Genomic DNA, 12,124 nt, shown 5'->3' with positions numbered 1-12,124 from the left:
ATTTTTATATTCTATACCGATCAATTATAATTAAGTTGTGGAATTGCATAAGATGTATAACTGCTTATAAACAGTTATTATAAGCAAAATAAATAATAAAACAATTTCATTATAAAGTTGTTCTATTAACAAATCAGGAGGTTAACATAGTGAATATGAACTCTACACCCCAGAAGACATCTAAAAAGAAAGTCAGAATAAAAACCAGAGTATTCGTACCATTGGTTTTTGTAATTGCTATACTCATAATAACATATATATTCCCTCGTCAGGGAAGCTTCAACTATACATTTACTGAGGGCAGGCCATGGCAGTATGGCTTACTGACTGCACCTTTCGATTTTCCGATATATAAACCAGCTGATCAGTTAAAGATTGAGCAAGACAGCATACTGCAATTTTACGAACCCTATTTTGTAATCAACGAGAGCGTAAAAGTTAATGCACTTGCCAATTTTGATGCTGACGTGAATTTAGACAAACGCCTTTCAGAGCTTCCTCCCGAATATAAAATATATATTCGCAAAAGACTGAACGAGATCTACGATAATGGAATTATGCGCTCTGAGGATTACGACCGTATTACAGCATCCAGAACTGGAGCCCTGAGATTAAAAAAAGGAAATGTAGCTGAGTCGAGGAGCGCCAGTACTTTTTTCACAATACGCTCTGCCTATGAGAGTGTGCTTAATGAAACACCCGAGGGTATTTATGACAACATACTGAAAGCGGCCAATATAAATGAATATATTCAGGAGAATATAATCTACGATGCAGAAACATCCGAAAAAGCCAGAGAGGAGTTTGTTCAGCAGGTTGACATCAGCAGAGGTATGGTACAGCAGGGACAGAGGATTATTGATCAGGGGGAAATTGTAGACTCACGTACATTTAATATTCTCTCTTCATTAAGGCAGGTTTCAGAAGAAAGAAGCGGAGGTGCCGCCAAGGGCACATGGAGAGTAATAGGTCAGTTTATTCTTGTACTTTTCATGTTTCTATCTTTCTATATGTATCTGCTCTACTTCAGACCATCTGAGTACAGAAACAGGAAACATGTTGTTTTTATGCTATTGCTGATATTTATATTTGTAGCACTAACAGCATTGACTGTACGATTTGATCTTTTCAGTGTATATATTATACCATATACAATATTAACTATACTTATACGCACATTCATTGATTCCCGAACTGCACTTTTTGCAAGTTTAGTTACTATCATACTTAGTGCATTGATGGTACCCTACTCTTTTGAATTTGTTGTTCTTGAGATATCGGCTACAATGGTTTCTATATTTATGCTGAAGGAGCTGTCTGAGCGTTCTCAGCTAATAAGAAGCTCATTCTTCATACTATTTACGTACAGTGCTGTATATGTAGGACTAATCATGTACAACGAGGGTAATGTTACCGATCTGGAATGGGTTATGTTTATCTATTTCCTGATTAATTTCATATTTATAATGTTCTCCTATTCGTTGGTTTACCTGGTAGAAAAATCCTTCGGTTTTATTTCAGGAGTAACTCTCGTGGAGCTCTCAAATATAAACAAACCACTACTCAAAGAGCTTTCAGAAAAAGCACCCGGAACTTTCCAGCACTCGTTGCAGGTTTCAAACCTTGGTATGGCTGCAGCTGCAAAACTGGGTGCCAATGCATCTTTAATCAGAACAGGAGCATTGTATCATGATATTGGAAAGATGGTCAATCCTGCTTTCTTCACAGAAAACCAGACACCAGGTATGAATCCGCATGCAGGATTACCATTTGAAGAAAGTGCACGTATTATCATTAATCATGTAAAAGATGGTGTGAAGATTGCACAGAAATATAATATGCCTCAGCAGATTATTGATTTTATCGAGACGCACCATGGTACCAGCATGCCAAAATATTTTTACATATCCTGGAAAAATGCAAACCCGGGCAAAGAGGTTAATGAAGCATCATTCCGCTATCCCGGTCCAAATCCATTTACAAAAGAAACAGCTATTATGATGATGGCTGATGCAGTTGAAGCCTCATCAAGAAGTCTGCCTGAATATACCGAAAAGACTTTACGCGAGCTGGTAGATAAAATTATAGACTCACAGGTAAATGAGGGATATCTCAAGTTAGCTCCTATCACTTTCAGAGATATTCAGACAGTTAAGAATGTGTTTGTTGACAAGTTAATGACTATCTATCACTCAAGGATTGCATACCCTGAGCTTAAAGTTCCTGAGAACTAATCAACTTACTCCCATTCTATTGTTGCAGGTGGTTTTGAAGAGATATCAAAAACTACTCTGTTAACCCCTTGCACCTTATTAATTATTTCATTGGATACTTTTGCAAGAAACTCGTAAGGCAGTCGTGACCAGTCGGCAGTCATAGCATCAGTAGAAGTAACCGAACGCAGAGCAATAGTATTCTCATAAGTGCGCTCGTCACCCATAACACCTACTGACTGCACCGGCAGTAAAATAGCACCTGCCTGCCACACTTTATCGTATAACCCATATTCACGAAGTCCGGAGATAAAGATATCATCAGCCTCCTGAGCAATTCTAACCTTTTCTGGTGTAATTGCACCAAGTATTCTGATACCCAATCCAGGTCCCGGGAACGGGTGACGATGAATAAGTCCTGGTCGCATACCCAACTCCAAACCAATCTTACGTACCTCATCCTTAAACAGCAACTTAAGTGGTTCACAAAGTTTCAGATTCATCTTTTCCGGGAGACCACCAACGTTGTGGTGACTTTTAATTGTAACCCCTGTTATTGAAAGAGATTCGATAATATCAGGATAAATTGTTCCCTGTGCAAGCCATTTTATATCTTTAAGCTTATGCGCTTCCCTTTCGAAAACATCAATAAACCCTTTCCCTATGATCTTCCTCTTCTCTTCCGGATCAGTAACACCTTCCAGCTTTTTATAGAAATGCTGTTTAGCATCAACACCAATAACGTTTAATCCAAGATGCTCATAATCATCAAGAACAGTCTCAAATTCATTTTTGCGTAAAAGGCCATGGTCAACAAAAACGCAGGTAAGGTTTTTACCAATAGCTCTGTTCAATAATACTGCAGTGACAGAAGAGTCAACACCACCAGAAAGTGCAAGTATTACCTTATCGTCACCAAGCTCCTCTTTCAGCTCCCTTACAGTTGATTCAATAAAAGAAGCCGGAGTCCAGTCCCTATTCATACCGCAAATATCAAGGAAATTACTTAGTAAAGCAGTTCCCTGTTCAGTATGATACACTTCAGGATGAAACTGCACACCCCATGTTTTTTCTCCGTTAATCTTGTAAGCTGCCCACTTTACATCTTCAGTTGATGCAGTAAGAGTGAAGTTTTCAGGAGCATTTACGATTGTATCACCGTGAGACATCCATACTTCACTGTTTTGTGATAGGTTCGCGAATAGAGGATCATTACTTTCGAAAATATTCAGGTGTGCACGACCATATTCACGACTATCGGGCTGAGAAACCTCACCTCCTGATTCACTAACCATTAACTGCGCTCCGTAGCAGATTCCCAGTACTGGATATTTACCTCTGATATCTTTAAGATCTATCTTAAAAGCATCGTGATCATTAACTGAGAATGGACTGCCGGAAAGGATTACACCCTTTACGGTTTCATCTTCAAAAGGGAATTTATTATATGGTACAATCTCGCAATATGTACTTAAATCTCTCACTCTTCTTCCAATAAGCTGTGTAGTCTGTGATCCGAAATCAAGGATTATTATTTTCTCGTGCATAATTATAGTTTGGAGGTTTGAAAGTGCAAAGATACGAAAAGTATGAAACTGATTGATTTGAAATAAAAAGAATCTGCTTTATAAGATAATTAATTGCCCTTAAAGCAGTCTCACATTGCATTATAATTCTTCATATCATTATATTACAAGTTCCTTTTGTAAAAGAAGATCATAAGAGGTAGGTAAGAGCAATATAAGAGCAATAAAAGAATTAACCCACTCTGTGATACTCTAACATATGAAATGCAGAATCATTATAAACAGTAATTTTATTATTGCTTAGAGTTTTTTCTTATCTTTGAATTCATATAATGAGCAACATGAAATTGAAATATACAGTTTTTACAATCTTATTGGTCATTTTGTTCCAATCACTGCATTCTCAAACAATTGATGATGCCAAAAGCTGGTATCTCGATGGCCGTTATGCAGATGCACTGCCTCTGTTAAGATCCGAGTATAATGAAAATCCAAAGGACGCTCCACTAAATCAGTGGCTGGGTGTCAGTCTGTATAAAACCGGTCGCCTTGTTGAAGCTGAACAATACCTTAAATATGCATCAGAAAAAAAGATACCCGAAGCATATCTGGCACTTGGTGAATTGTATTCAAAATTGTATCGCTTTGATGAAGCAGAAAAGGAGTTCGACAAATATCAGCGTGCAAACCGCAGAAATAACGAAGCGCTTAAAAAACTTGAGCAGGCTCGTGAAGATGCCGACAGGCTTAAGAGGTATGTAAGCCGCACTGAAGATGTACAGATAATTGACAGTATAGTTGTTCCCAAGGCTGAGTTTTTATCTGCTTACAATCTAAGCAGCTCATCGGGATCTTTGCTGATGGCCGACGATTTCTTCGAAGGACAGCAAAATGGAGGAAAGACACTCTATATGAATGAGAGAAAGGAAAAGATTTACTACTCAAAAGGAGGAAATGGATCTAATTCCAATCTTTATACAATGGAGAAACTACTCGACTCATTTGGCAATGAAAAGTCGTTGCCGGAATCGATTAATGATTCAGGCAATCAGGATTATCCTTTTGTGATGAGTGATGGACTTACGATTTATTTTGCTTCTACAGGTCATAACTCTTATGGTGGTTATGATATCTATGCTACAAGATATAATCTCAATACAGACACATACCTGACGCCTAATCAGCTCAATATGCCTTTTAACTCTCCTTTCAATGATTACCTGCTTGTAATTGATGAAGAGAAGGGTGTGGGATGGTTTGCTTCGGACAGATATCAGTCAGAAGACTCTGTATGTATATATACCTATATTCCAAATGAGAGGGTTACTCTTTTGGAAAACGATGATATCTCTTATATGGCAAAACGTGCAATAATATCATCAATAGCCGACAGCTGGAGAGAAGGAATAGATTACAGTTCTGTAATTGCACTGGCAAAAGAGGTTTCTGTATCAGATGAGGGAGTGAAGGGGGACTTTGAATTTGTAATTAATGACAGGATTACATATTATACTCTCTCTGATTTTAAAAGCAGTAATGCCCGATCTATATTTTCTCAGGCACTTGGATTAAGTAAACAGCTTGAAGAATTAAAAGCTGATTTGAGCAGTAAACGCGATCAGTTTGCCAACAGCAGCTCTACAGATAGTAACCTGAGAGCAGCAATATTAAATCTTGAAAAGCAGGCTGATGATCTCTATAAAGAGATAGAGAGACTAAAAATTCAGGCAAGGAACGATGAAATACGTAATAATTTTAACTAAATAAACCTGACATGACACTTCACATCATTGTTGTTATCTCTGTGATTGTACTGGGGATACTTTTCATGCTAATTGAAATATTCCTTCTGCCTGGCATAAGTATTGCCGGAATTGCAGGTGTTATTTTTATTATAGGAGGCATATTTTACTCTTATATGTTTATAGGAAGTACTGCCGGTAATATTACGCTTGCCAGTTCGGCTATTGCTCTTGGAGCTTCTTTTGCATGGCTGTTAAAATCCAAATCACTGCGTAGGATATCTCTGGAAACCAATATTGAAGATACTGTTGACAACAGTAACCTGCTTAAAATTTCGGTAGGAGACACCGGTGCTGCAATTTCCAGATTAAATCCAATCGGAAAGGTTTTGGTTAACGATGTTGAGATTGAAGGAAAATCTTTCGACGGTGAGTATATCGAAGAAGATACAGAAATAGAGGTTGTAAAAGTAGAGACTTACAACGTTCTGGTAAAAAGGAAACAATAATATTCACTCCAAAATTTATATCATTATGGAATTTTCTATACCAATAATCATTACCATAGCGGTAATTATCATCTTTTTGATGATATTCTTTCACTATGTGCCTTTCTTCCTATGGATAAACGCACTTTCTGCAGGAGTACGCATATCTCTTGTACAATTGTTCCTGATGCGTCTTCGCCGGGTTCCGCCTCATACGATAGTATATGCGATGATTGAGGCTCATAAGGCAGGATTAAAAAGTGTCACTCGTGACAATTTAGAAGCTCACTACCTTGCCGGGGGGCATGTCGAGAAAGTTGTGCATGCATTAGTTTCAGCATCCAAGGCAAATATCGATCTTACATTTCAGATGGCCACAGCCATAGACCTTGCAGGGCGTGATGTACTAGAAGCGGTAAGGATGTCTGTAAATCCAAAAGTTATTGATACACCTCCAGTATCGGCTGTTGCTATTGACGGTATTCAGCTGATAGCCAAAGCACGTGTTACTGTTCGCGCCAATATTAAACAGCTTGTTGGTGGTGCTGGTGAGGAGACTATTCTTGCCCGTGTTGGTGAAGGTATCGTTTCATCAATCGGTTCAGCAGTTTCACATAAATCGGTATTAGAGAACCCCGACTCAATATCCAAGCTGGTTCTGAAGAAAGGTCTCGATGCCGGTACAGCTTTTGAAATTCTTTCAATTGATATTGCTGATATTGATATAGGCAAAAATATAGGTGCTGTTCTGCAAATGGATCAGGCCCAGGCTGACAAAAATATTGCACAGGCACGTGCTGAAGAACGTCGTGCAATGGCAATAGCTCTTGAACAGGAGATGAAAGCAAAAGCACAGGAGGCACGTGCAAAAGTTATTGAAGCAGAAGCAGAGGTTCCTATTGCAATGGCTGAGGCATTCCGAAATGGTAATCTTGGCATTATGGATTATTACCGGATGGAAAACATTCAGGCAGATACAGAGATGAGGGATTCTATTGCGAAGCCTCAAAGTGGAAGTGGGAATAAAAAATAATAGAGATATGAGAATAATACCTGAATCGGAGTTAATTATAAACTCCGATGGAAGTGCTTTTCACCTGCACATTACACCAGATCAGCTATCTGACAAGATCGTAATGATGGGAGACCCTGATCGTGTTACTATGACAGCATCATTTTTTGACACGATTGAATGCGACGTGCAGAGTCGCGAATTTCACACTGTTACCGGTACTTATAAAGGAAAGCGTATTACTGCTCTTTCACATGGTATTGGAACAGATAACATTGATATAGTGGTTACCGAACTGGATGCTCTTGCAAATATTGATTTCAAGACAAGAACAGTTAAGGATGAGTTCAAACAACTTACCATGGTTCGTATTGGAACTTCCGGAGGCATGCAGCCACATTGCCCGGTAGGCTCTTACGTTGTTTCAGAAAAATCAATCGGGTTTGATGGGTTAATTCACTTCTATGATAACTCTAAAAATATAAGGGAACAGGAGTTTGAAGAGGCTTTCCAGAAACATGTAAAATGGTCGCCTTTCCATTGCCTCCCCTATGTTGTGAGTGCTGATGAAGAGCTCGTTGACAGAATAGGATTTGATATGATCCGCGGTGTTACAATCTCTGCCACAGGGTTTTATGGCCCTCAGGGAAGATATGTAAGGCTGCCATTAGCAGATCCTGATTTAAATTCAAAAATTGAATCATTCCGTTTTAATGATTACTCAATAACCAACTATGAGATGGAAAGTTCGGCAATAGCAGGACTCTCCAAACTAATGGGTCATAAAGCTATGACTGTTTGCACAATTATCGCTAATCGTGTAGCCCTGGACTCTAATACTGACTATAAAGGTTCAATGGAGGATCTTATACGTACGGTCTTGGATAGGATTTAAATTACAATAAAAAATAGTACCGATAAAAATTTATAAAATCGAAGTATGAAAAAATTTTTAACACTGTTGCTTTTAGTTACCTCAATGGTCACTTTAGCACAACAAAACCCCACTCTGCCTGTAGATCCAAACGTACGTACAGGTAAGCTGGAAAACGGATTGACCTATTATGTCCGTCACAACGGACAGCCTGAGAACAGAGCAGACTTCTATATTGCTCAGAAAGTAGGATCTATGCAGGAGGAAGATAATCAGGCAGGATTAGCTCATTTTCTTGAGCATATGGCATTTAACGGAACTGAAAACTTTCCCGGCAAATCGATGCTTAACTACCTGCAGGACAATGGAATCAAATTTGGCACCAATATCAATGCATACACCTCATTTGATGAGACGGTCTACTTTTTAACTGACATACCAACCACAAACAGGAATCTTATGGATTCTGCATTACTGGTATTGCATGACTGGGCAAATGCCATCGCACTTGAGGAGGAAGAGCTGGAAAGTGAGCGTGGTGTAATTCGTGAAGAGTGGCGTACACGTGGCGGTGCGCAGCAGCGTTTATGGGATCAGCTGCTTCCTGAAATGTTCCCGGGCAGTAAGTATGCTAAAAGAATGCCTATAGGCAGTATTGATGTTATTAATAATTTCAAGCCTGAAGAGATCAGAGCTTACTATCACAAATGGTACAGACCAGACCTTCAGGGTATAATTGTTGTAGGTGACTTCGATGTTGATGAGATGGAAAAGAAGATAATTGATCTGTTCTCACCTATAAAACTTGATGAAGAGGTTGCTGAAAGAGAATATTATCCTGTTCCTGATAATAAGGAACCTATTTTTGCACTGGCTACAGACAATGAGGCTCGCAATACAAGTATCATGATGTTCTATAAGCATGATCCGATGCCGGATGAACTAAAAAATACCCAGGCAGGATATCTTACTCAGTACATTATGAATGCTGCTGCATCTATGATGAATCAGCGTTTCTCTGAGATCTTACAAAAACCGGATGCACCATTTACTTCTGCTTATGCATATGATGGAGATTTCTTTGTAGCAAAAACAAAAGATGCATGGACTGTTGTTGCTGGCAGCTCGGAAGACAAGATAAAAGAGGCATTAGCTGCAATGATTCGTGAAACAGAAAGAGCAAGGCAGCATGGATTTACAGCTGCTGAGTATGACATTGCAAGAACTAACATACTTAAAAGCGTTGAGGATTCTTACAATAACAGGGACAAACAAAGAAATTCAAGATACTCGGAAGAGTATGTAATGGCTTTTGTTGACGGAGAACCAATACCTGGTATTGAGTTTGAATACCAGTTTTTACAGGCTGTAGCTCCAAATATTCCTGTTGAAGCTATCAACATGACAATAAAGCAGCTTATTAGTGATGATAATATTGTAGTTGCAATTACAGGACCAAAGAAAGAGGGACTAGTATATCCAACCAAGGAGGAACTTAACAGTGTATTGACTTCAGTTAAGGCTGAGACAATAGAAGCATATGTTGGAGATGTTATTGATGAACCTCTTGTATCAAATATTCCTGAGCCAGGCAAAATAGTCTCAACTGAAAAAGATGAAGAGCTGGGTGCAACTGTTTGGACACTGGAAAATGGTATAAAGGTTATCCTGAAAAATACAGATTTCAAGAATGACGAAATACTGCTAACTGGAACCAGTGCTGGTGGATATTCTCACTTTGCCGAAAAAGATCCTGTAAACAGTAAAGTACTGAGTGCTGTTTCAACACTTGGAGGCGTGGGCAATTTTAGTGCTACCGACTTGCCAAAAGTTCTTGCCGGTAAAACAGCTTCTGCACGTCCATCTGTTAGTCTAACCACTCAGGATTTCAACGGATCTTCTTCTATTAAGGATTTTGAGACGATGATCCAGTTGGTATATCTATATTTTACCAGTCCACGCAAAGATCAGGATGCATATCAGTCATACATCCAGCGCATGGAAACACAGTTGAGAAATCAGGAAGCGGAACCAATGGTTGCATTCAGTGACTCAATTAACGCTGCTATATATGGTAATAACCCACTTGTACAAAGAATTAAGACAGAGGATCTTCAGAAACTGGACTATGATCGTATGATGGAAATGTACAAACAGTTGTTCAGTAATCCGGGTAGTTTTACATTTACACTTGTTGGAAATATTAATGAGGATGAGGTAAGACCTGTTATTGAACGTTATCTGGCCTCATTACCTGCCAAATCAGAAAAAGCTGATTTTGTTAAAGTACCTATGAATTTCGTAGAGGGTAATTCTGAGAATATTTTCCGTCGTGAAATGCTTAACCCGAAAGCTTCTGTTTTTAATAGTATTACAGGTAACTTAAAAAGAGACATGCAGAATCAGATCCTGATGAGTATGTTTGATCAGATCCTGGATATTGTATATACTGAGAAAATCAGAGAAGAAGAGGGTGGCACATATGGTGTTTATTCTGGAGGCTCTATATCAAGATATCCTGAAGGCCAATCAATGCTCCAAATCACATTTGACACAGACCCTGATACTGATAGAATGAGACATCTGAATAAGATAGTTCTGGATGAACTGGAGAATATTGCAACAAACGGTCCACGTGAATCAGATTTCTCAAAGGTTAAAGAGTATATGAACAAGAGTTACAACGAAAACCTGAAGGAAAACAGATACTGGCTGAATATTCTAGACAACAAATATTTCTACGGAGAAGATATGCATACCAAGTATCTGGATACACTTAACAGTATTACCAGAACTGATATTCAGAACTTTGTAGCTAATTTCCTTAAACAGGGGAATGTAAAGACAATAGTAATGCTGCCTAACTCAGATCTGTAATTCTGAGTATAGTAACATAAAACAAAAAACCGGGGTGTAATCAATTGATTGCACTCCGGTTTTTTATTCTAACAATAATAAAGAATAGATATCTTTAATCTTCTGTGGAAGCAGGTTTATGTTTATATTTAAATAGAATACCAAATAGTATTGTTACAACAAGAGCATATAATGCAAAGATTAACCATACACTTTGCCAGTTGCCTATCATCAATGATTTTGTTTGTCCGTTTACCACTACATCCTGCCATGAAGTAAACTGATTTACCACCCACTGAGCACCCAATGTTCCTATTGTGGCACCTATACCATTTGTCATAAGCATAAACATACCTTGAGCACTTGCACGAATATTGTGAGGTGTCTCCTTATCTACAAATAGTGAACCTGATACATTAAAGAAGTCAAATGCCACACCATATACCAGCATAGATAGAATCAGCAGCCACAATCCACTACCAGGGTTTCCTAAGCCAAACAGACCAAAGCGAAGCACCCAGGCAAACATAGCAATAAGGATAACTTTCTTTATTCCGAATCTGCTTAGAAAGAAGGGTATCAGCAGAATGCATATTGCTTCAGATATTTGTGACAGTGAAATAAGAATATTTGAGTGCTGAACACCAAATGTATCGGAATAGATCGGGTTAGCCTCAAAACTGGCTATAAAAGGATTTGCAAACCCATTTGTAATCTGAAGTGAGACTCCAAGCAGCATCGAGAAAATAAAGAAGAGTGCCATTCTTCTCTGTTTAAACAGCTTGAAAGCATCCAGTCCCAGTCGCTGAGCCAATGTTTTATCCTGAGTATCGGTAGTAACAGGACAGTTAGGAAGAGTGAAGGCGTAGAGACCTAAAACGATTCCTAGTACTGCACTTACAATAAATTGCATCGAAGATGTCTGATACCCTAATATATCCACTAACCACATACTGCAGATAAAACCTACAGTCCCGAATACTCTTATTGGTGGAAATGCTTTTACAGTATCAAAACCGGCTCTTTCCAGGATAGTATAGGCAACTGAATTGGATAAAGCTAAGGTTGGCATATAAAATGCCACACTAAGTGTGTAGAGAGTAAAGAAGTAGCCAAATTCCACACCGGTTCCGCTGTTTAAACCATAAAGACCTGCAGAAATCATGAAGATAGCAGCCAGGATATGACAAATACCCAGTAATTTCTGAGCAGGAACCCACCTGTCGGCAATTATACCAATAAGTGCAGGCATAAATATAGATACTATCCCCTGAACCGAATAAAATATTCCAATGTGAGACCCCATTCCCGCCGGGCCCAGATAACGAGACATAGAAGTCAGATACGCTCCCCAGACAGCAAACTGGAGAAAATTCATTACAATTAGTCGTGTTTTCAGTGACATACAATAAA

Annotated in this window: 8 protein-coding genes; 6 read left to right on the top strand and 2 right to left on the bottom strand. The window is 38.7% G+C overall.

The annotated features are described in order from the left end of the window. The first annotated feature begins 155 nt into the window (after nt 1-155). Nucleotides 156-2,234 carry an HD family phosphohydrolase gene (locus BN1354_RS00190; RefSeq protein ID WP_045090288.1) on the top strand — a complete coding sequence of 693 codons (2,079 nt, stop codon included), beginning with the start codon at nt 156-158 and terminating at the stop codon, nt 2,232-2,234. A gap of 5 nt (nt 2,235-2,239) precedes the next feature. Here the strand turns inward: BN1354_RS00190 and guaA are convergent, their stop codons facing one another. Then, nucleotides 2,240-3,760, bottom strand: coding sequence for a glutamine-hydrolyzing GMP synthase (gene guaA, locus BN1354_RS00185; protein ID WP_053825887.1), 1,521 nt, complete (start codon nt 3,758-3,760; stop codon nt 2,240-2,242). Between the two features lie 320 nt (nt 3,761-4,080). On the opposite strand from guaA, the gene BN1354_RS00180 reads away from it, so the two are divergent. From BN1354_RS00180 to BN1354_RS00160, 5 genes are read left to right on the top strand one after another with little or no spacing between them, the layout of a single operon-like run. Then, the gene (locus tag BN1354_RS00180; RefSeq protein ID WP_053825886.1) at nt 4,081-5,502 is read left to right on the top strand and encodes a tetratricopeptide repeat protein; all 1,422 of its coding nucleotides are present in this window, start codon (nt 4,081-4,083) and stop codon (nt 5,500-5,502) included. An 11-nt stretch (nt 5,503-5,513) separates the two neighbouring features. After that, nucleotides 5,514-5,990: an NfeD family protein gene (locus BN1354_RS00175; protein WP_045090291.1), complete on the top strand. Its 477-nt coding sequence runs from the start codon at nt 5,514-5,516 to the stop codon at nt 5,988-5,990. Nucleotides 5,991-6,015: 25 nt separating this feature from the next. Then, nucleotides 6,016-7,002: a flotillin-like protein FloA gene (gene floA, locus BN1354_RS00170; RefSeq protein WP_045090292.1), complete on the top strand. Its 987-nt coding sequence runs from the start codon at nt 6,016-6,018 to the stop codon at nt 7,000-7,002. A 7-nt stretch (nt 7,003-7,009) separates the two neighbouring features. Further along, nucleotides 7,010-7,876, top strand: a complete 867-nt coding sequence (locus tag BN1354_RS00165; RefSeq protein ID WP_045090293.1) for a nucleoside phosphorylase — start codon at nt 7,010-7,012, stop codon at nt 7,874-7,876. A 45-nt stretch (nt 7,877-7,921) separates the two neighbouring features. Continuing rightward, a complete protein-coding gene (locus tag BN1354_RS00160) occupies nt 7,922-10,732 on the top strand; it encodes a M16 family metallopeptidase (protein WP_045090294.1) in 2,811 nt (936 codons plus the stop codon). Between the two features lie 94 nt (nt 10,733-10,826). Here the strand turns inward: BN1354_RS00160 and BN1354_RS00155 are convergent, their stop codons facing one another. Further along, nucleotides 10,827-12,116: a nucleoside permease gene (locus BN1354_RS00155; RefSeq protein ID WP_053825885.1), complete on the bottom strand. Its 1,290-nt coding sequence runs from the start codon at nt 12,114-12,116 to the stop codon at nt 10,827-10,829. Between the last annotated feature and the right edge of the window lie 8 nt (nt 12,117-12,124).

Source organism: Lascolabacillus massiliensis (assembly GCF_001282625.1).
GTDB lineage: Bacteria > Bacteroidota > Bacteroidia > Bacteroidales > Dysgonomonadaceae > Proteiniphilum > Proteiniphilum massiliensis.
This window is presented reverse-complemented; position numbering and strand designations above follow the sequence as displayed.